Origin of the sequence: Flavobacterium sp. LC2016-23, assembly GCF_009674775.1 — a bacterium.
Lineage (GTDB): Bacteria > Bacteroidota > Bacteroidia > Flavobacteriales > Flavobacteriaceae > Flavobacterium.
This window is the reverse complement of the sequence record NZ_WKKE01000028.1, coordinates 1-20,579: the sequence shown is the minus strand read 5'-3', so window position 1 is coordinate 20,579 and position 20,579 is coordinate 1. Positions and strand designations below refer to the sequence as shown.

Genomic DNA, 20,579 nt, shown 5'->3' with positions numbered 1-20,579 from the left:
TTAAAATCCAATAATGAAATTCCAAATTCCAGATTTCCGGCATTTTTTAATCTAAAATTTCCCTACGAGAACTGAACCGTAATCACATCTCTGTAATTCAATCCCAGCAAACTATTGGCAGAACCGACTTTAGAAGGATTACTTCTGAAAATAGCGATTTCCAGAAACCCCGCTTCGTTAAAGATGGCCAGTTTTTCCCCTTCATATGTTTTGATCGGATATTTTTCAGAGGTGGCGATAGCCGAATAATTTGGGAGAATTGTTTTGATACTTTTCGGTTTCATCACAATCTCGTATTTACGGCCTTTTGCCACTTCTAAAAATTGCTGTTTGGAAATATTGGTTACGACGTTTCCAAAATGATCAATATAAATGACATATCCTTTCAGGGAATTCCCATCGTTGGAAAGAACAGCCTGTAATTCGGTCACTTCCTTGACAGACGGAATTTCTTTTCCAATTACATTCAGTAATCCGCCCTTTGCAATGTGGCAGGCAACCTGTATAAAAATGTCCAAATCACTGGATTCTGCGGGAAAACGATCGTGAATATTGATGGCAACTATTTTCTGTGGTACGATTTTCTGTGTCAGCATGCTTAAGATCCCGTTATCGGCACAAATAAAGTAGTGATCGTTCCATTGCATAGCAATATGCTGGTTTTCTTTATTGCGTTCAATATCGACTCCAATTAGGTGTACGGTTCCTTTTGGGAAGCTTAAATAAGACGCTCCGATAAGGTAACTTGCTTCAGCAGTGTTAAATGGGTCAACGTCGTGTGAAATATCAATAATTACAGCTTCGGCAAACTCTGATAATATTTTACCCTTTAGCGAACCAACAAAGTGGTCTTTTAAGCCGTAATCGGTAGTAAGGGTAATTATTGACATCATTTTGTTTATAACTATTGGTAGTTTTTAAATCTAATTTTTATTAAATTTGAGAAATGCAAAGCTAAGAATAGTAAAGTCATAAATGCAAGAAACAAAAGACAATTTGCATTTTACGATATAATTACCCGACAGCCAATTGATTTTAAAAAAAAGATTTAATTTAATTTAAAACTATCTCATTTGAACGAAAGAATAATCGAGCTAATAGACATTGCGCCAAAAGAATTTTGGGGCGCTCAGGACAGCCATCTGGAAATCATTAAAAAGTACTATCCAAAGCTTAAAATAGTAGCGAGAGGAACGACTTTGAAAGCATTTGGCGAAAAAGAAGTTTTAGATGAATTCGAAAAAAGATTTCAAAGATTAATGTTGCATTTTACCCGATACAACAACATTGACGACAATGTAATTGAACGCGTAATCATGAGTGATGGTCAGGATGAAAAAAGATCATATGATCATGACAAAATACTGGTTCATGGCGTTGGGGGTAAAATCATAAAAGCAATGACACCCAATCAGCAGCTGCTGGTAGATACTATCAAAAAAAATGATATGGTATTTGCAGTAGGTCCGGCAGGAACGGGAAAAACGTACACAGGTGTTGCAATGGCTGTTAAAGCACTTAAAGACAAAGAAGTAAAAAGGATCATATTAACCAGGCCGGCAGTAGAAGCAGGAGAAAATCTTGGTTTTTTGCCCGGTGACATGAAAGAAAAACTGGATCCTTACATGCAGCCGCTTTATGATGCATTACGCGATATGCTTCCGAACGAAAAACTCGAAGATTACATTTTAAAAGGAATTATTCAGATTGCACCACTGGCGTTTATGCGCGGACGTACACTTGATAATGCCTTTGTAATTCTCGATGAAGCGCAAAATACCACCCACTCGCAAATGAAAATGTTTTTGACCCGTATGGGAAAAAATGCCAAGTTTATGATTACGGGTGATCCGGGACAGGTCGATTTGCCGCGAAGAACTATTTCTGGTCTTAAAGAAGCAATTCTGGTTCTGAAAGACGTTGACGGAATCGGAATTATTTATCTCGATGATAAAGATATCGTACGTCACAGATTGGTGAAAAAGGTAATTGATGCTTATAAACAAATAGAAAATCACGATTAAATTGGTTTTCTTATTAAATGTCAGATGTAAATCGTGAAATGTGTTCTGATGTTTACTGATATTCGTTTTACTCATTCTTTTTTAGAAATGCGTAAAACGAATATTTTTTGGTTTAAAATCTAAAGCTTTTACAATGAAAGAAACAGATGATTTTTATGAAAAGCAGGAACAGTCTTTTAAAGAGGTATTGCTTGCTTTGAAAGAAATTATCCTTCGTCAGGACAAAGAAATTACCAACGTTTTAAAATACGGAATGCCTTTTTTTTGTTATAAAGGAAAAATGTTCTGCTATTTGTGGATTCATAAAAAAAACAGGCAGCCTTATATCGGAATTGTAGAAGGAAAACATTTTGACGAACCTTTTTTAATTCAGGAAGATCGTTCGAGAATGAAAATCATGATGCTTGATTATACACAGGATTTGCCTTTAGAGAAGATTGAAACTATTTTACAGAAGGCTTTAAATTTATATAAATCAGGAATTATTAAAGTATAAATTAGCAATAATTTACTTTTTGAAGAAATAGTTAAATATATAATAAACTTGCGTCATTTTAGGCTTTCAGGACTTCTAATCTTTGCTCAGCTGGTCTCAAAACCTTAAATTTGCAAATCATAAATATCTGATCTTTAATATGACGAAATTAAGAAATATAAAAGTTGTTGTGAGTGACCTTGACGGCACTTTACTCAACCCTCAACACAGAATATCCGATTACACCAAATCCATTTTTCAGGAACTTCACAATCAAAATTACCTTATAGTTGTTGCTACAGGCCGTCATCATCTGGATGCGATGGCGATTATAGAAACGCTTAATGTTCCGGTTTATTTAGTAAGTTCAAACGGAGCACGAATCCATTCACCCGAAAAAGAAGCACTTTTTTCCTTCAACCTGAATAGTGATGTAGTGAAGGCAGCTTTAAATGTAGAGATAGACCCTGAAATTACCGTTGTTTTATTCAAGGAAAATGTTTGGCAGACGAATAAATTAAATGAAAAACTAAATAGTTTTCAGGCAGATATGAAATACCTTCCGGAATTGGTTGATTATAAAACGCTGGAAGATTTCGGAGCTATAAAAATATTCTTCTCCCACGACGATCATGAAAAATTAGTTGCGCTGAAAGATGCTATTTTAGAAAAATCTTCAAGTGAATTGCATCATGCTTTCAGCTTGCCAACCTGCCTGGAATTTATGGACAAATCTGTTGATAAAGCTGTGGCGATTGCTACGGTTTTAGAAAAGGAAGGTTTTACAATGGATCAGGCAGTTTCATTTGGAGACGGTTTTAATGATGTTCAGATGTTATCTGCAACCGGTAAAGGCCTGATCATGGGAAATGCGCCGGCTTTGTTAAAAGAAACGTTACCGAATTTAGAAGTCATTAAAACGAATGCTGAAGATGGTGTAGCCAGATATATTGCGTCAAGAATTCTCGATAAGGAATTTGCAATAAGCTAATTTTAAATAATAGAGAAACCAGACTGATGGTTTTATTTTATAAACTGCTAATGAATTGTCTATCAATTATTAGCAGTTTTTTAAATTACAGCAGAAAGAAAACTGCAATTGCTTTTTTTTTAAGGAGCTTTAAATTTTGAGCAGCCTTATTTTTATTGATTTAATTCAAGTGAATTGGGAAGCAATGGCTAAAAACATTTTTTTAATACTTTTCAAAGTGTATTTTTGCTTTACTAAACAAACACAATTATGATTAAAAATACCTTTATCCTCGCTTTTTTGATTTTTTCCATAACAGGTAACAGTCAGACTTTAAAGTTAGAAGAGATCATGAAAGGAGAGTCTTTTATTGGTAATCAGCCAACAAACGGAAGATGGTCCCTGGATGGCAAAAAAGTTTATTTTGAATGGAACCCTAAAGATGAACTGGGTCCCAGTACGTATGCATGGCAAAAAGGCTTTTCGAATCCTGTACTCGTTGAACCAAAAGAGGCTGTTTTTTCTAAATTGGATTTTAAAAGAAAGCCAGGATCAGATATTGCTTATTATACAGATAAAGGAGGATTGTATTCCTATACCATTAGCTCAAAATCAGTAAAAAAGTTATACCAGCAAAACAACCCGATTTCTAACCTTACATTGGGAAATGAAGCTGGAATTGTATTTTTTGAACAAAACGAAAATATCTTTAAATACGATAGTAAGGAAGGTACAGTACTGCAAATTACTAATTTTAGTAAAGGAGCTAAAAAAGAAAAAACGCCGGATAAAGATAGCTTTCTGAAAAATCAGCAAAAGGAATTATTTCAGTTTATAAGAGATAAAGAAGCCAAAAAACAATGGAATTTAGCTAAAAGCAAAGCAGTTAAGTCAGATTTTGCCAAAGAATACTTTTACGGAAAAGATAATTTAACTGGTCTTAAAGCGAGTCCGAAAGGGAATTATGCTACGTTCAGTTTAATTCAGAACGTTGAAGTCAAACAGGAAAAAATGGAAGTTTTTATCACTGATGATGGCTATAATCAGACTCCTGACACCAAAGAAAAAGTATCGACCGCTAATCTGGTAAAAACACAATTTGGAATTTATTCGGTGGCTAAAGATTCTGTTTATTTTGTCAATTTTTCAAAATTGAGCCATATTCAGGATGTTCCGGAATATTATAAAACGTATGATAATTTAAAAAACAAAGAAAAAGAAGACAAGCTAATTGTTGCGTTGTCTCCTGTTTATAACGAAGACGGATCATTTGCCATTACAGAAATCAGAAGTCAGGACAATAAAGACCGATGGATTGTAAGCCTGAACCTGGAGAACGGTTCTTTCACAGAAATCGAGCATCAGCACGACGAAGCCTGGATTGGCGGACCGGGAATTCCATCGTACGCTTTTGAACCGGGTAACCTTGGTTTTTTGGCAGACAATGAAACCCTCTATTTTCAGTCAGAAGCAACAGGGTATTCACATTTATATACGTACAATTTAAAGTCGAACGTAAAAAATCAGCTTACAAAAGGAAATTGGGAAGTTCGTGATCTGACGTTATCGAAAGATAAAAAAACATTCTATTTAACGACAAATACCACACATCCCGGAAACAGGAATTTTTATAAATTAAATACTGCAGACGGTATTCTGCAAGCCATTTTAACGAAAGACGGGGCTCATGAAGTAGTAGTGTCTCCGGACGAAAAAACACTTCTGGTACGCTATTCCTATAAAAATAAGCCTTGGGATTTTTATATTGCCGAGAATAAAAAGAATACGGTATTACAGCAAATTTCATCTTCACCATCAGAAAGTTTTAAAAAATACCAATGGAGAGAACCTCAGGTTATTACCTTCAAGGCAGAAGACGGAACTCCTGTAAATGCAAGATTGTACACGCCAAAAACAGAAAATGCCAATAAAGCAGCAATCATTTTTGTACACGGAGCCGGTTATCTGCAAAATGCACATAATTATTGGAGTAATTATTACAGGGAATATATGTTTCATAATTTGTTAACCGATTTAGGTTATACCGTTTTGGATATTGATTACAGAGGAAGTGACGGTTACGGACGTGATTTCAGAACCGGAATTTATCGTTTTATGGGTGGAAAAGACCTGTCTGATCATCTGGATGGTAAAAAATATTTAGTTAACAATTTGGGTATCGATCCTAACAGAGTAGGGATTTACGGAGGCTCTTACGGAGGTTTTATTACTTTGATGGGAATGCTTACCACTCCGGGAGAATTTGCCTCAGGTGCAGCCTTGCGATCTGTTACCGATTGGGCACATTACAATCACGGCTACACCGGAAATATTTTGAATTTTCCGGAAACTGATCCGGAAGCCTACAAAAAAAGTTCACCAATTTATTATGCAGATAATTTGAAAGGCAACTTAGTAATGTTACACGGAATGGTTGACGATAATGTAGAATACAAAGACATTGTGCGTTTATCACAACGTTTTATTGAATTACAGAAAAAAAACTGGACACTTGCTTCTTTTCCGGTAGAATCACATGGCTTCAAAGAAACATATTCCTGGATTGACGAATACAGCAGGATTTTGAATTTGTTTAATTCGACACTTTTGAAATAAGTTTTCAGTCGCAGTCTCAGTATTCAGTTTTCAGTCGCAGTCTCAGTTTACAGTCACAATGTGCAAACTGATACTAACAACTACGACTGAACACTGAAAACTGAAAACTGAATACTTTTTTTGCTTCCTCTTTTAATTAGTTTTAAATTTGCATTCATAAAACAACACAAACAAAGCATAATGAGCAATACAATCACAACTACAAATTTTAATTTTCCAGATCAGAAATCAGTGTACCGCGGAAAGGTCAGAGAAGTTTATAACATCAATGACGAACTTTTGGTAATGGTGGCCACCGACAGATTGTCGGCTTTTGATGTAGTTTTACCAAAGGGAATTCCGTACAAAGGCCAGATTTTGAATCAGATTGCTACAAGATTTATGGAATTGACAGAAGATATTGTGCCAAATTGGTTGATTGCTACACCTGATCCAAATGTGGCTGTAGGGCATTTATGTGAGCCTTTTAAAGTTGAAATGGTTATTCGTGGCTACCTTTCAGGTCATGCTGCCCGTGAGTATGCTGCCGGAAGAAGACAAATCTGCGGGGTAACAATGCCTGAAGGTTTAAAGGAAAATGATAAATTTCCGGAACCGATTATTACGCCAACTACAAAAGCGGATAACGGTTCTCATGACGAAGACATTTCCCGTGAAGCTATTTTAGCAAAAGGAATTGTTTCGGAAGAAGATTATATTGTTTTAGAAAAATTTACACGAGATTTATTTCAAAGAGGAACTGAAATCGCTGCTGATCGCGGTTTGATTTTGGTAGATACCAAATACGAATTTGGAAAAACAAAAGATGGTGTTATTGTTTTAATTGATGAAATTCATACGCCGGATTCTTCCCGTTATTTTTATGCTGACGGATATCAGGAAAGACAGGAAAAAGGGGAGGAGCAAAAGCAATTATCAAAAGAGTTTGTACGCCGCTGGTTGATCGAAAATGGTTTTCAGGGACAGGACGGACAGCAAATTCCGGAGATGACAGATGCTTACATCGAATCGGTTTCAGAAAGATATATTGAATTGTATGAAAATATTCTGGGAGAAAAATTCGTTAAAGCCGATATTGCCAATATTGATCAACGTATTGATAAAAACGTATTAGATTACCTTTCGACTAAAGCGTAATTTTCGGGTTTAAACTAACTATTTAAACCATGAAATATATACCCAATAAAAAAAATGTCTTGCTATTTCTATGTATGATAGCAGGGCATTTTCTTTTTGCACAGCTTGATATGCAAGCCACTAAGGAAACAAAGGCTTTGTACAGGAATCTCAGACTAATTTCAAAGAAGCATATTCTTTTCGGACATCAGCATGCACTGGAATACGGTCATGGATGGTCAAATGAAGCAGACAGATCGGATGTGAAGTCCGTGACGGGTTCTCATCCGGCTGTTGTTGGCATTGATTTTAGCGGATTTTCCGGCCATTCGAAAGAAGAAATTGAAAAAACCGCTGCCCTTCTGAAAAAGAATGTAATCGCAACTTACGAACGTGGCGGAATTACAACCGTTTCCTGGCATTTCAGGAATCCCGTTTCCAATCAGGGTTTTTACTGGAAAGACTCTTCTTCGGTGGCTGCTATGGCATTGATTAAACCCGGTGGATCGTACCACGAAGAATACAAAACGATTTTAAAGACTATTGCTGATTTTGCACATTCTGTTAAAGGAAAAGACGGAACATTGGCTCCAATGATTTTCAGACCCTTTCATGAATTTGACGGAGATTGGTTCTGGTGGGGAAAAAAATACACTTCAAGGGAAGATTTTATCGCGGTCTGGCAATTTACAGTCGCTTATTTAAGAGACACTTTAGAGGTGCATAATTTTATTTACGCTTTTTCTCCGGACACCAGATTCAATTCGGAAACAGAATATTTAGAACGTTATCCAGGTGATGATTTTGTCGATATGTTCGGTATGGATGATTATGGTGATTTTGGCAGGGACGGGAAATATGATTTGGAAGCCGGGATTCGAAGACTCTCGATAATTTCAGATTTAGCAATCAAAAAAAATAAACTGGCCGCTTTTACCGAAACGGGATTGGAATCAATTCCGGATGTAAATTGGTGGACCCAGACTTTATTAAAAACTTTAAAATCAAACAACCTGCAATTGGCTTATGTATTGGTTTGGAGAAATGACGCCACTAGTCCAACTCATTTTTACGCTCCCTTTCCCGGTCAGGTCAGTGTTCCTGATTTTGTAAATTTTTATAAAGACCCTTTTACTTTATTTGAAAAAGATCTGATACATATTTATCGTAATAAATTTATAATCAGGTGATTAATAATTTAAAAAAGAAAATGCAATTCAGATTAAAATGAGTTGCATTTTTTTTATTTGTATTTTTTTTTCATTTTTCTGTAACATTTTGGCTTTTTAGTAGTCTATTGTATTGCAACCGGTATTTAATTAAACGGGGTTATTTTTAAATCATCATAATCATCAATCATTAAACAAACAATCGTCATGAAAAAATCAGTAATTATTTTAGGATTAGCTTTAGTAGCATTTGCAAATGTAGCAATGGCTTCAAGTCAAAAATCTTCAGTAGAAGGTCAAATCGAATTAAGAGTTTCCAACGGTTCACCATTACATTTTGCTATCAGCAAAGGCGATATTGAAGGCGTTAAAAAATGCATTGAGTACGGTGCAGATGTAAATAAAATTGTAAGGGACATGTCACCTCTGATGCTTGCTGCACGCTACAACAATCCGGAAATCGTTAAAATTTTGCTGGAAAGCGGCGCTAAACCTTCGATAGAGAATGACAAAGGGCTTACCGCTTTAAAGTATGCAGAGTATTCAAAATCAACGGAATGTATCGCTATTTTGAAAGGGCTAAAATAAAAGTATAAACTTCGGTATTAGTTGGGGTAACAACAAAAGCGCAATTTAAACTGAATTGCGCTTTTTTTATAAGATTAAATTAGTCCTCCATTTTTGCTTTGAGATTTTCGAGTCCTTTTTGAAGATCGTTTCCAATCATTTTATCCATGTTCATCATGGGCAACATGATATTCATCGGATAGGGTATCACCCCCTCAATTCCCCATTTTACTTTAGTCTGATTGCTTGCTGTAGCTTCCGTTGACATAAATCCTACGGCAGTATCGTTCATTGGTTCTTTAAAACGAAGATCGAAATCCAGACGTTTTCCTTCCGTAATTTTTGTGATTTCCTGTTCGCCAACGCCAACTTCTTTTACTTTGCTTTCCCAGGCTGAGATAGCTCCCACTTTTCCGTCGGTTCCCTTATAAGTCGATTTCATCTTCGGGTCTATATTGGCCCAGACGCTAAATTTACTTTGGTTTTTTAAATATCTGACATAATTAAATATACTGTCAGCCGGTTTGTTGATTGTAATTTCCCTTGCAACAGCATAATTTTTAGGCATAAAATAAGCCGCGATTAATACGATTGATATAAGCAATATCAATGCTACCAGAATTTTTTTTAGAACTCCCATATTTTTTTGATTTTAAAAGTTACTTAAGATATTGTTTTTATATGTATAATGACTTACAGATTGTTTATTCTCCTTTTTCTTTATAAAAAACCAGTACACGTATTTTAAATATTTTCTTACTTTTTATTTTTTCCAAAAAATAATTAATTTACATCATTTTAGTATGAATTATTGTCCAAAAATTTAAGTTTAATTAAAAAAAGAAACCTTTTTTGAGTATAACTTTAAAGTAAAGTTAAAAAAGTAATGTTTTGGTTTTACAATTTTAGAAATATTGGTCAATTATTTTTTAAAAATATTTAAATATGTGTAACATTTCTACCTTTGCAGCGTCTATTAAGAGGAATTAGTTAGAAATTAGATTGTATTATTTCGAAATCATTAACAGAACGTTAAGAATTAGTTAAAACATAGTACCTTGTAATACAATATACTGATTTTTAATTTACATTTGTACAAGCATTTAAGATCATCAATCATATTTTATCAATCAATTTTAAAAAACAAAACCATTATGAAAAATTCAGTTATTTATTTAGGATTAGCATTAGTAACATTTGCAAATGTTGCAATGGCTTCAAATCAAAAAGCAGTTGTTAACCAACCAGTTGTAATCTCTTTATATGATTCAACTCCATTGAACGTTGCTGTTAGCAAAGGAGATGTTGAAGTAGTGAAAAAATTTATTGAATACGGAGCTAATGTAAACGAAAAATCAGGCGATATGTCTCCTTTAATGACTGCAGCCCGTTATAACAGAGTTGAAATCATCAAACTTTTATTGGCTAGCGGTGCTCGTCCTTCTGATAAAAACGAGCAAGGATATACAGCTTTAAAATATGCACAATTATCAAACGCTACAGAAGCTATTGCTATTTTAAAAGACTTAAAATAATATAAGTTTAAAAGAGTTTGAGTTAGTATAATCAAACGGCCTTCCTTGAGCAGAAGGCCGTTTTTTTTTGTTTTAAAATGTTGCTGCACCACATTAGGTAGCCGTTAAGAGTTCGTAAAATCAAAAAAGCACCATTATGACTAATGATGCTTTTCTTTTTAAACCAAACCAAATTAATTTAACCAACTCATTTATTTTAAAATCCTTTATTCAATAGGAACATCTTTTTTGCGGTTGAACACCCAGAAAATAATTGGAAAAACTAATAGAGTCAAAATGGTTGCGGTAATTAAACCTCCAATAATAACAATGGCCAGTGGTTTTTGTGACTCAGAACCAATTCCTGTAGAAATAGCGGCCGGCATTAAACCTATAGAAGCCATCAGGGCCGTCATTACTACTGCTCTTGTTCTAGCTTTAACACCCAGAAAGATAGATTCCTCAAGGGTTAGTTTGGACTTCATATTGTGATGGAATTCGGATATCAGAATTACGCCGTTCTGGATACAGATTCCAAGCAGGGCAATAAAACCAACTCCGGCAGAAATTCCGAAATTCATGCGTGTAAGATGTAAAGCAATAATTCCTCCGATGATGGCAAACGGAACATTGGCTAAAACCAATAATGAATCTTTGATGTTTCCAAAAAGGATAAACAGCAACACAAAAATCCCGATTAAACTGATTGGAACTACCTGTGCCAGACGCGCACTGGCACGAACCTGATTTTCGAATTCTCCTGTCCAGCCAACGGTGTATCCGGATGGGAGTTTCATTTTGGACACTTTTGCCTGTGCTTCGGCAATGGTACTTCCTAAATCCCTGTCGCGAACTGAAAATTTAACCCCGATAAAACGTTTGGTATTATCCCTGTAAATAAAAGCAGGGCCGGTAATCGTCTTGATATCGCAGATCTCCTTCAAAGGAATTTTTATGCCACTGATCGTAGGAACTTTAAGTTCACTGATGTCGTTCTCATCTTTACGGTACTCTTTCGAAAAACGAACCCTCACATCGAATTTTTTCTCATCTTCATATTTCTGAGTGGCTGTTTTTCCTCCAAATGCAAGTTCCAGCACTGCCTGGGCATCACTAAGTGTTACGCCATAAGCGGCCATTTTATCCCTGTCCAGAATTACGCTTATTTCGGGCTGCCCCACATTTCTAAGAATACCGACGTCTTTAATCCCTGGAATATCTTTTATTTGTTTTAAAACTTCATTTGATAATTCGTCAAGTTTATCCAGATCGTCCCCGTAAATTTTCACTGCATTGGAGGCTTTGAATCCAGCTACGGATTCCGCAACATTATCAATTACAGGTTGTGAATAATTATACGTGATTCCCTGATGCACTTTTAGCTTTTTATCCATTTCATTAATTAAATCATCCATAGAAATTTTTCTTTTCCATTCTGATTTGGGCTTTAAATCGACCTGAAGCTGTATAAAACCAAAACCATTCGGATCCGTTCCGTCGTTACTTCTTCCTGTTTGGGATAGGACATTTTTAACTTCCGGAAATGTTTCCAGATCTTTTCGGATAATGGCTGCAGTTTCGACACTTTCGGGCAGGGAAGTACTCATAGGAAGTTCTGCGGTAACCCAAAGCGCGCCTTCATTTAACTGAGGCAAAAATTCTGTTCCTAAAAACGTAGCAGAGAAAAAGACTGTTGCCAAAATTGCGATAGAAGCAATAAGTGTTTTTGTTTTGTGTTTGAATGTCCAGGCAAAACCCTTGTCTACAATTCTATTCCAGAAATTAACAAAAGGATTGTTCTTTTCTTTTACATTTTTATTTAAAAGAATGTGCGATAAAACAGGAACCAGTGTCAGCGTAAAAAGTAAGGCTCCCATTAAGGCAAATCCTAGTGTATAGGCGAGGGGAGAGAACATTTTTCCTTCTACTTTCTGAAACGAAAATATAGGCAGCAAAGCGGTTATGATGATTAATTTTGAAAAGAAGATGGCTTTACCCATTTCTGCTCCTGTTTTTTTAATCAGGCTGCCTTTGGCAATTTTATTGTAAGCCGTCATACCCAATTGATGTGCCCGATGGTCCAGCACCACAAACAATCCTTCCACCATCACCACGGCGCCATCAATGATAATTCCGAAATCGACCGCGCCTAAACTCAGTAAGTTGGCACTCATTCCCATCATTTTCAGGCACAAAAAGGCAAATAACAGGGACAACGGAATAACAATTGAAACCGTAAAAGTGGTTCTCCAGTCGGCCATAAATAGAAACACCATACAGGTAACCAGAATAATACCTTCCAATAAATTATGCATTACCGTTTCTGTCGTGAAATTCATCAGATTATCACGATCATAAAAGGTTTCTATTTTGATGTCTTTGGGAAGGATATTTTCATTCAGGTCTTTTATTTTGTCTTTAATTAGCGCCAGGGTTTCCTGCGGGTTTTCTCCCTTACGCATCACGACTATACCTTCAACGGCATCGTCATTTTTTCCTATTCCTGTCTGTCCTACTCTTGGCATGGCACTTTCATATACATTAGCCAGATTTTTAACCAGGATTGGATTTCCGTGTGCATCATCGACAATAATATTTTCAATGTCGGAAATGGATTTTAGCAAACCAACACCTCTAACTACAAAAGCCTGGCCGTTCTTTTCGATAACATCACCGCCCACATTTAGATTTCCTGCATTTACAGCGTTGTAAACCTGTAACGGTGTAATATTGTATTTAGCCAGTTTTATAGGATCAACACCCACTTCATACGTTTTGGTCTGACCTCCAAATACATTTAAATCGGCAACACCCGGAAGTGCACGAAGCTGTTTGTCGATCACCCAGTTCTGGTAGGTCAATAATTCCCGACTGTCCCTGCTGTTGCTTTTTACAATATATCGGAATATTTCGCCCGTTGGCCCATACGGAGGCTGCACATCCGGCTCCACATCATCGGGAAGGGACACATTTTTAAGTAAGTTGTTTACCTGAAAACGGGCAAAAGTATCGTCTACACCATCGTCAAAAATAATTTTAATTACAGATAAACCAAACATCGTAATACTGCGGACACTGGTCTTTTTCTGCACCGAGTTCATGGAAATTTCAATAGGGGAAGTAACAAAACGCTCTACTTCTTCAGCACTCTTTCCGTTCCATTGTGTAATAATGATAATCTGCGTATTGGTAACATCAGGAAAAGCATCAATTGGCATGGTCTTAAAAGAAATAAACCCTGCAACTGCCAGTAATCCAACCCAAAAAAAGGTAAACGCTTTATTCTTTAGCGAAAAAGCGATAATGTTTCGTATGAATTTGTTCATGTCTTATTCGTTTAAAGCGCGATAAATAAATAACTGATTGTTGGTAATGACTTTTTCGTTGTCTTTTAAACCACTTGAAATATAAGTAGTGTCACCAACCTGTCTGTAAACTTCCACCTGTCTCGTTTCGATATTGTTACGGTCTTTAAAAATCATGACAAAGTTTTTACTTTTATCAAAAACAATCGCTTTGCTTGGAATTGCAATCATATTTGTACCTTCATTAAAAGATAATTTTATGTTTGCATTCATATCCGGTTTCAGTAAATAATCGGTGTTTTTCAGTTTTATACGAGCCTGCATGGCTTTGGTTTCCGGATCGATTACATTGAAAATCTTATCCACTTTTCCTTTAAAGATTTTATCAGGGTAACTTAAAGTCGTTACATCGGCATCGATTCCTAATTTTACTTTATTGATATCAATTTCATTAATGTTGGCCAATGCCCACACTTCACTGATTTCAGCAATGTCAAAAATGTTTTCAGAACGGTCATTTCGCAAAAGCATATCCTGATTGATACTTTTTTGAATAATAAATCCACTAATAGGAGCGGTCACTTCATAAATAGAACCTGCTTTGATATTGTAAATTTTATAGGTTTCCTGAATTTTATTCAACTGGGACTGTGCTTTATTTACTTCCGATTTGGCCTGAAGTACATCGCTTTCGGAGTTTAATTTTCCATCAAATAGTTCCTGGGCGACTTTTAAACCATTTTTAGCTACAAGTAAGTCACTTTTTGCGTCAATAGATTGTTTTTCAAAATCAGCGATGTCAGTACTTTTTATAGTAGCAAGAACTTGCCCTTTACGAACATAATCTCCAAGTTCTACATTTACTTTTACTACGTTTCCCCCAACGAGTGGATAAACATCAATCATTTTATTATTGTCTGCTGTAATTTTTCCGTAAAAACTCAGTTCGTTTTTTACCGGTTGCGTCTGGGCTTCGGCGGTTGTAGTTGTTTTTAGCATAGCATCACTTAGTGCAAAAGTGGTACTGGTTTCCGGGTTTTCAACTTCCTTTTTGCAGCTTACGATTGACAAACTCACAAGAGCAATTCCTATAATTAGTTTATATTTCATCTTTATTTGATTTTAAAATAAGTCTTTGTTGATTGTACTATTTAATTCTTCACCGGAAAGAACCACTTTTTTCTTCAGTTCGTTTACCTGAACTGCAGCCTGATTGTAGCTTTCCATAAAATCAGTAAACTCTAATAAGCTAATGTTTCTTTTCTGGAAATTGGTTAGTATCCCATTGTAAACAGCTTCAAAATCGGAGTTCACTGTTGGTTTTATCACAATGTAATTTTTTCGGGACTCATCCCATTTGTTCCAGGCAGAAGTTATTTCGGTCTGTAACTGCAGGTCAAAATTTTGTTTTTCTATTTTCGACTGTTCTAAAATCGTTTGTGCATATTTGATATTCCCTTTGTTTTTGTTCCAAAGCGGCAGAGGAATTCCAATAGTAAGATTCGCTTCTTTGTTAAAAGCACCGCTTCGCTGATCATAATTTGCGCCCAGTGTAATATCCGGAATCGACAGCGATTTTTGCCATTTCACATTCAGTTCGTTTGCTTCAATATCCTTTTGTTTGGCTAAATAATCAGGACGATTTGTAATAGCATCATTTTCAAGGCTTTTAAGATCAAAAGGAATTATTTTCGTGTACTTGTTAAAATCATCACTGGAAACGCTAGGAACAACATTTTCAGTGGTGTTTAATAATAGTTTTAAGTTTGCCTGTTCCTCTATATTACTGTTTACTACTTCCATACGTTCGTTTTTGAAGTTTAAAAACAACGACTGTAAGCGAACAACATCCCGCAAAGGAACATTTCCTTTTTGCGCCTGAATCGAATAAGAATTCACTAAGTCTTCAATGTGAGCAAGCTGTCTGTCAGTAGTTTCAAGACTTTTTGTGTTGTAATAAACAGTGAAAAAACTTTTTCGTAATTGCAATTTTAAGGTCCTTAAAAGGTCGTTAAATTGTAATTCTGCCAGTTTTTCATTGGTCTGTGCTAATTTTATTTCATTGCGTTTTTTTCCGCCCAGATAAATTAATTGCTCAATACCAAATGCTTTCTGGCCTTCTTTGCCAATATCAAAATATTGATTCCGCTCCGGATTATAGGCATTTAATTCTGCGGTAATAGTGGGATTATCCCAGATACGTGCCTGAATGGTCAGTGCTTTTGACGCATCAATATTGTATTGGGACGCCAATAAAAAGAGATTGTTTTTTAGAAATTGGCTTTCGCAGTCCTGAAGTGTAACTGGATTCTGAGCCAAAACTACCTGATTGAACAATACAAGTAGTAATAATGCACATAGTTTTCTCATTGTATCATTTTTAATTTGTACAAATATGCTATCGGCAGGCTTTAAGAGTGCTTAAAATCTACCTTAAAATTAGCTTAAAAATGCTTACAAATTAAAAAATAACTGAAATAAATTCGTGTTAATACCTAACGCAGAGTAGTTTATCGTCGCTTTGTGTAGTGTCAATATGCGCTGAACAATTCTTAAACCAAGGCCAAATCCGGTAGTTCCTTTTGAATTTTGGCCGCGCATAAAAGGCTGAAAAAGGTTTTTCTGCTCTTCTTCACTTAATGTAGTTCCCGTATTGGAAATCGAGATGATCAGGTTCTTGTCATCGGAGCTTATTTTTACTTTTGCCTGTTTGTTATCTGAATAAACACAGGCATTTTTTAAGACATTGCCCAGTGCTATTTCAAGCAGGTTTTTATTCCCTTTTATTTCTAATGCCTTATCCAGATTGTCATTTTCTTCAATTTCAAATAAAATAACAAAGTCAGGAAAGCTTTTATTCAGATTTTCGATGGCAGAAAACAGAATTTCATCCATGCGTTGTACTTCATTGTTTTCGTGGCTTTTAGTATCGATCTTAGATAAAATCAGCAAAGAATTAATCAGTTCCGTTAATTGGTTGACATCCGATAAAATAGTTTTCAGGAATGATTTGCCCTCGGGAGTTGTTTTACGGTCTGCAGCTACATTCTCTATTTGAGAAGTAATTCGGGATAACGGTGTTCTAAGTTCGTGCGAGGCGTGAGCCGTAAATTCTTTTTGCTTTTGATACGAAACTTCAATGCGGTCCATCATGAAATTAAATTCATTGGCTATCAGGTCAATTTCATTTCTACTGCTTTTTGTTTCAACACGCGTGTCCAGATTATTTTCGTTTATTTTTTTTATCTTCTGGTGAAAAGCATTCAGAGGATTCATTATTTTTCGGACGGCAAAGGAAGTTGTCACCCAGCAGACACAGGTAAAAAAGAGGTAAGATATAATCAGAGTATAACGCAGAAAAAGTAATTTCTTTTTTCCATAATCATCTGTTGCGGAGATCAGCGCATAAAAATCTTTGTCATTTGTATCGTAAAAGACCCCATACACTTCATAATCTCCCTGTTGCTTAAAGAAGGTTTTGTTTTTCTTTAAATATTTCAGATCGGCAACAGACCAGTTGATTTTAGCATCGTCAATACTGCTGTAAATAAGTTTATAATTCGAATCAAAAACCAAGGTCTTTTCATCATACAGTTTATTGATGGAGTTCTGATCAATAATTTTCAAAAGCTGATTGTCTATCTGCTTGACATTTACTAAAAGTTTAATGTTTGAAAGTGCCTTAATTTCCAGGCGGTCACGGAATTCTTCTTTTCGGTAATTAGAATATAAAATGAATATCACGGTAGATGCCAATCCAAAAAGAATTGTAAATAATAAACTGACTAAAAGTGATATCCTGTTTTTTAATGTCATTCCTGATCGCTTAAATAATAGCCGTAACCAATTTTGGTTCGGATCAATTTTGTTTCATGGTCTTTATCAATTTTCTTTCGCAAAAAATTAATATAAACTTCAATCGTATTCTGATTGGTTTCTATGTGGTAATCCCAGAGTTTTTCTGCGATAAACTGCTTCGATAAAACCTTTCCTTTGGCATGCGCGAGAATTAAAATAAGCTTAAATTCTTTTGGTGTCAGTTTGATTTCTTCTCCCGAACGAAATACTTTCATCTCTTCTTCGAGAATTTCCAAATCCTGAATGATGATTTTCTTTTCAACTCGTTGCGGAATTTCCTTTCGCCTTAATAGAGAAGAGATCCTTGCATACAGCTCTTCAAAATGGAAAGGCTTAACCAGATAATCATCTGCACCATTATCAAAAGAAGCTAATTTATCTTCAATTTCGCTAAAAGCGGTCAGCATAATGATCGGCGTTTTTTTATCTGTTTCTCGAATACCTTTGCAGACTTCGATTCCGTTTATTCCCGGAACATTAATATCGAGGATTATTAAATCGTAATCGTAGGCAGCATATTTTTTCAATAATAAAGAACCATCGTAATAAGGGAAACACTCGAATTCCTTTGAGGTAAAGAACGCTGAGATTTCTTTCGATAAAGTAAAATCGTCTTCGAGTAGTAAAATCTTCATGCTTTTTTGTATTGGTCAGTCCGGTTATTTAATCGTGTCAAATAACCGAACCAACGTTTTTATTTTCTCTTAGTTGAAATAAGAAAAAGTTTCATTATTTTCAATTTTCAACAATGATTCATAAATCAACTGAATTACATTCTCTACATCTTCTCTGTGTACCATTTCAACAGTGGTATGCATATAACGCAGCGGAAGAGAAATCAATGCCGAAGCTACACCTCCGTTACTGTAAGCAAAAGCATCCGTATCCGTTCCTGTGGCACGGGAAGTCGCATGACGCTGAAAAGGTATTTTGTTTTCCACGGCAGTATCAACAATTAAATCACGTAATTTGTTTTGTACTGCGGGAGCGTAAGCAATAACAGGACCTTTCCCCATTTTAAGATCGCCTTCCACTTTTTTATCAATCATAGGTGTTGTCGTGTCGTGGCAGACATCTGTTACTATGGCAACGTTTGGTTTAATGGTATGTGCAATCATTTCGGCACCACGCAAACCAATTTCTTCCTGAACCGAATTTACAATGTACAAACCAAAAGGTAGTTTTTTCTTGTTTTCGTGAAGTAAACGGGCCACTTCAGCAATCATGAAACCACCCATTCTGTTATCAATGGCGCGACAAACAAATTTGTTTTCGTTCAGAATCATAAATTCGTCCGGATATGTAATCACACAACCAACATGAACCCCCATTGCTTCCACCTGTTCTTTCGTTTCACAGCCTAAATCAATAAAAATATTGCTGATTTTCGGTGATTCTTCTTTATCACGTAAGCGCGTATGAATGGCAGGCCAGCCAAAAACACCTTTGACAATCCCTTTTTTGGTATGAATGTGAACCCTTTTCGATGGTGCAATCTGATGATCAGAACCTCCATTTCGTATTACATATAATAAACCATCGTCAGTAATGTAATTCACATACCATGAAATTTCATCGGCATGACCTTCGATAACCACTTTAAAGGGGGCATCAGGGTTGATAACCCCGACAGCTGTTCCATAAGTATCCGTAATAAAAGTGTCTACATAAGGTTTTAAATAATTCATCCAAAGTTTTTGCCCTTCGCTTTCGTAGCCGGTAGGAGAGGCGTTATTGAGGTAGCTTTCCAGGAAAGCAATTGAGGTATCTTTTAAGATAGATGCTGTACTCATAAAAATATTTTTTTGCTAATTTATAAATTTGGTATCAGAGTTGTGTATAAATATATAATTTTACACTTAAATTATGATTCAATGAGATTTACCTACTGCATTTTATTCTTTATAATGATTTCGTTTACAAGTCAGGCACAGGTTACGCCTAAACAAAATCAGGAAATGGGTTATACACTGACCGAACAGGATTCAATTCTAAACGATACAATTGAATTGCCGGAGATTATCATTTCCAAAGAGAAATTAGATCCCGAAGCACAAAAGCAATTTTTGATACTTCAAAACCGGGTTTACAAAGTGTATCCATATGCAAAATTAGCTGCCGACAGACTGACGGCACTAAATCAGGGAATGGCGCGATTAAAAACCAATCGTGAAAAGAAAAAGTATTTTAAGATTGTAGAAGACTACCTTAATAATGAGTTCGAAGCAAGGCTAAAGAAACTTTCGCGTAAACAGGGACAAATTCTCGTAAAGCTCGTACACCGACAAACCGGTATCACCACCTATGAACTCATTAGGACATTAAAAAGTGGTTTCAAGGCCTTTGTATCAAATACTACTGCCAATTTATTCGACATCAGTTTAAAAGCAGAATACAAGCCTTATGAGTCCAACGAGGACTATCTTATCGAAACAATTCTTCTCAGAGCATTCGAGTCAGGCCGACTGGTGAATCAGAAACCGGCAAATCCCGTAAACTATGATGATCTGATGAATCACTGGGAATCAAAAGCACAGACACTCAATAAAAAATAACTCTCCTATATATAAGGTAAGATTTCGTTTCTACAACCCGACAGGTTTTCAAAACCTGTCGGGTTTGTTTTGTATATATAGGTATACAGCAATTATTCCGTCCCCCTGACCGAATTCAAAGCTTCTGGAATTTGGAATTTAAGAATTTGTAATTTGATAAGGAGCTTAATCCCGCTGTCCGCTCCAATCTTTTGTCCGCCGCGGCGGACAAAAGGATTTCCACTTCCATCGGGGCTAGGGCAGAGGTTTTCATAAGAGATGTACGTTATATATAGGAAAGAAAAGAAACTTAGCGTCTTTGGGTGAAATCAAAAACTGCAATAAAATCACGCCTTGCGCTCTTTGCGAAATACACCCCGGCAGAAAAAACCTTGGCGTCTTAGCGGTAAAATCAGTCCAAAGCATTGAAT

General features: G+C 35.9%; 17 protein-coding genes. 9 read left to right on the top strand and 8 right to left on the bottom strand.

Going from position 1 to position 20,579, the window contains the following annotated elements:
- Positions 1–62 precede the first annotated feature (62 nt).
- Entirely contained in the window at positions 63–890 is an 828-nt protein-coding gene (locus tag GJU43_RS20290; protein ID WP_154343497.1) for an S-adenosyl-l-methionine hydroxide adenosyltransferase family protein, read from the bottom strand.
- A 183-nt stretch (positions 891–1,073) separates the two neighbouring features.
- Between GJU43_RS20290 and GJU43_RS20285 the strand changes: the two genes are divergently transcribed.
- The 7 genes from GJU43_RS20285 to GJU43_RS20255 all read left to right on the top strand — a co-directional run bounded on the left by GJU43_RS20285 (position 1,074) and on the right by GJU43_RS20255 (position 8,958).
- Positions 1,074–2,024 carry a PhoH family protein gene (locus tag GJU43_RS20285; protein WP_132037591.1) on the top strand — a complete coding sequence of 317 codons (951 nt, stop codon included), beginning with the start codon at positions 1,074–1,076 and terminating at the stop codon, positions 2,022–2,024.
- 133 nt (positions 2,025–2,157) lie between these two features.
- On the top strand, positions 2,158–2,520 hold the full coding sequence (locus GJU43_RS20280; protein ID WP_154343403.1) for a DUF1801 domain-containing protein: 363 nt from the start codon (positions 2,158–2,160) through the stop codon (positions 2,518–2,520).
- Between the two features lie 139 nt (positions 2,521–2,659).
- A complete protein-coding gene (locus GJU43_RS20275; protein ID WP_154343401.1) occupies positions 2,660–3,490 on the top strand; it encodes a Cof-type HAD-IIB family hydrolase in 831 nt (276 codons plus the stop codon).
- A gap of 249 nt (positions 3,491–3,739) precedes the next feature.
- The gene (locus GJU43_RS20270; protein WP_154343399.1) at positions 3,740–6,085 is read left to right on the top strand and encodes a prolyl oligopeptidase family serine peptidase; all 2,346 of its coding nucleotides are present in this window, start codon (positions 3,740–3,742) and stop codon (positions 6,083–6,085) included.
- A 180-nt stretch (positions 6,086–6,265) separates the two neighbouring features.
- On the top strand, positions 6,266–7,222 hold the full coding sequence (locus tag GJU43_RS20265) for a phosphoribosylaminoimidazolesuccinocarboxamide synthase (RefSeq protein WP_154343398.1): 957 nt from the start codon (positions 6,266–6,268) through the stop codon (positions 7,220–7,222).
- A 29-nt stretch (positions 7,223–7,251) separates the two neighbouring features.
- Positions 7,252–8,391 carry a glycoside hydrolase family 26 protein gene (locus tag GJU43_RS20260; protein WP_154343396.1) on the top strand — a complete coding sequence of 380 codons (1,140 nt, stop codon included), beginning with the start codon at positions 7,252–7,254 and terminating at the stop codon, positions 8,389–8,391.
- Between the two features lie 186 nt (positions 8,392–8,577).
- Complete coding sequence (locus GJU43_RS20255; RefSeq protein ID WP_154343394.1) at positions 8,578–8,958, top strand: ankyrin repeat domain-containing protein; 381 nt, start codon at positions 8,578–8,580, stop codon at positions 8,956–8,958.
- Positions 8,959–9,037: 79 nt separating this feature from the next.
- On the opposite strand, the gene GJU43_RS20250 is transcribed toward GJU43_RS20255, so the two are convergent.
- A complete protein-coding gene (locus GJU43_RS20250) occupies positions 9,038–9,577 on the bottom strand; it encodes an SRPBCC family protein (RefSeq protein WP_154343392.1) in 540 nt (179 codons plus the stop codon).
- Positions 9,578–10,091: 514 nt separating this feature from the next.
- Between GJU43_RS20250 and GJU43_RS20245 the strand changes: the two genes are divergently transcribed.
- Complete coding sequence (locus tag GJU43_RS20245) at positions 10,092–10,472, top strand: ankyrin repeat domain-containing protein (RefSeq protein WP_154343390.1); 381 nt, start codon at positions 10,092–10,094, stop codon at positions 10,470–10,472.
- A 206-nt stretch (positions 10,473–10,678) separates the two neighbouring features.
- Here GJU43_RS20245 and GJU43_RS20240 read toward each other — a convergent pair whose 3' ends face one another.
- From GJU43_RS20240 to GJU43_RS20215, 6 genes are all read right to left on the bottom strand, one after another.
- Complete coding sequence (locus GJU43_RS20240) at positions 10,679–13,777, bottom strand: efflux RND transporter permease subunit (RefSeq protein WP_154343388.1); 3,099 nt, start codon at positions 13,775–13,777, stop codon at positions 10,679–10,681.
- Positions 13,778–13,780: 3 nt separating this feature from the next.
- Complete coding sequence (locus GJU43_RS20235; protein WP_154343386.1) at positions 13,781–14,866, bottom strand: efflux RND transporter periplasmic adaptor subunit; 1,086 nt, start codon at positions 14,864–14,866, stop codon at positions 13,781–13,783.
- A gap of 12 nt (positions 14,867–14,878) precedes the next feature.
- Positions 14,879–16,126 carry a TolC family protein gene (locus GJU43_RS20230; RefSeq protein WP_154343384.1) on the bottom strand — a complete coding sequence of 416 codons (1,248 nt, stop codon included), beginning with the start codon at positions 16,124–16,126 and terminating at the stop codon, positions 14,879–14,881.
- Between the two features lie 84 nt (positions 16,127–16,210).
- Positions 16,211–17,572: a HAMP domain-containing sensor histidine kinase gene (locus tag GJU43_RS20225; protein ID WP_154343382.1), complete on the bottom strand. Its 1,362-nt coding sequence runs from the start codon at positions 17,570–17,572 to the stop codon at positions 16,211–16,213.
- Positions 17,569–18,249 carry a response regulator transcription factor gene (locus GJU43_RS20220; protein WP_154343380.1) on the bottom strand — a complete coding sequence of 227 codons (681 nt, stop codon included), beginning with the start codon at positions 18,247–18,249 and terminating at the stop codon, positions 17,569–17,571. Before GJU43_RS20220 ends, GJU43_RS20225 begins: the two co-directional genes overlap by 4 nt.
- Positions 18,250–18,318: 69 nt before the next feature.
- Positions 18,319–19,407 (bottom strand): M42 family metallopeptidase, encoded by a 1,089-nt coding sequence (locus tag GJU43_RS20215; protein ID WP_154343378.1) that lies wholly within the window; start codon positions 19,405–19,407, stop codon positions 18,319–18,321.
- A gap of 81 nt (positions 19,408–19,488) precedes the next feature.
- On the opposite strand from GJU43_RS20215, the gene GJU43_RS20210 reads away from it, so the two are divergent.
- A complete protein-coding gene (locus GJU43_RS20210; RefSeq protein ID WP_154343376.1) occupies positions 19,489–20,169 on the top strand; it encodes a DUF4294 domain-containing protein in 681 nt (226 codons plus the stop codon).
- The last annotated feature ends 410 nt before the right edge of the window (positions 20,170–20,579 follow it).

Coding starts and splice junctions, on each gene's coding strand:
- GJU43_RS20220 (WP_154343380.1), bottom strand. CDS start 18,249: ATGAAGATTTTACTACTCGAAGACGATTTTACTTTATCGAAAGAAATC.
- GJU43_RS20265 (WP_154343398.1), top strand. CDS start 6,266: ATGAGCAATACAATCACAACTACAAATTTTAATTTTCCAGATCAGAAA.
- GJU43_RS20260 (WP_154343396.1), top strand. CDS start 7,252: ATGAAATATATACCCAATAAAAAAAATGTCTTGCTATTTCTATGTATG.
- GJU43_RS20280 (WP_154343403.1), top strand. CDS start 2,158: ATGAAAGAAACAGATGATTTTTATGAAAAGCAGGAACAGTCTTTTAAA.
- GJU43_RS20225 (WP_154343382.1), bottom strand. CDS start 17,572: ATGACATTAAAAAACAGGATATCACTTTTAGTCAGTTTATTATTTACA.
- GJU43_RS20210 (WP_154343376.1), top strand. CDS start 19,489: ATGAGATTTACCTACTGCATTTTATTCTTTATAATGATTTCGTTTACA.
- GJU43_RS20245 (WP_154343390.1), top strand. CDS start 10,092: ATGAAAAATTCAGTTATTTATTTAGGATTAGCATTAGTAACATTTGCA.
- GJU43_RS20250 (WP_154343392.1), bottom strand. CDS start 9,577: ATGGGAGTTCTAAAAAAAATTCTGGTAGCATTGATATTGCTTATATCA.
- GJU43_RS20230 (WP_154343384.1), bottom strand. CDS start 16,126: ATGAGAAAACTATGTGCATTATTACTACTTGTATTGTTCAATCAGGTA.
- GJU43_RS20235 (WP_154343386.1), bottom strand. CDS start 14,866: ATGAAATATAAACTAATTATAGGAATTGCTCTTGTGAGTTTGTCAATC.
- GJU43_RS20270 (WP_154343399.1), top strand. CDS start 3,740: ATGATTAAAAATACCTTTATCCTCGCTTTTTTGATTTTTTCCATAACA.
- GJU43_RS20240 (WP_154343388.1), bottom strand. CDS start 13,777: ATGAACAAATTCATACGAAACATTATCGCTTTTTCGCTAAAGAATAAA.
- GJU43_RS20275 (WP_154343401.1), top strand. CDS start 2,660: ATGACGAAATTAAGAAATATAAAAGTTGTTGTGAGTGACCTTGACGGC.
- GJU43_RS20255 (WP_154343394.1), top strand. CDS start 8,578: ATGAAAAAATCAGTAATTATTTTAGGATTAGCTTTAGTAGCATTTGCA.
- GJU43_RS20215 (WP_154343378.1), bottom strand. CDS start 19,407: ATGAGTACAGCATCTATCTTAAAAGATACCTCAATTGCTTTCCTGGAA.
- GJU43_RS20290 (WP_154343497.1), bottom strand. CDS start 890: ATGTCAATAATTACCCTTACTACCGATTACGGCTTAAAAGACCACTTT.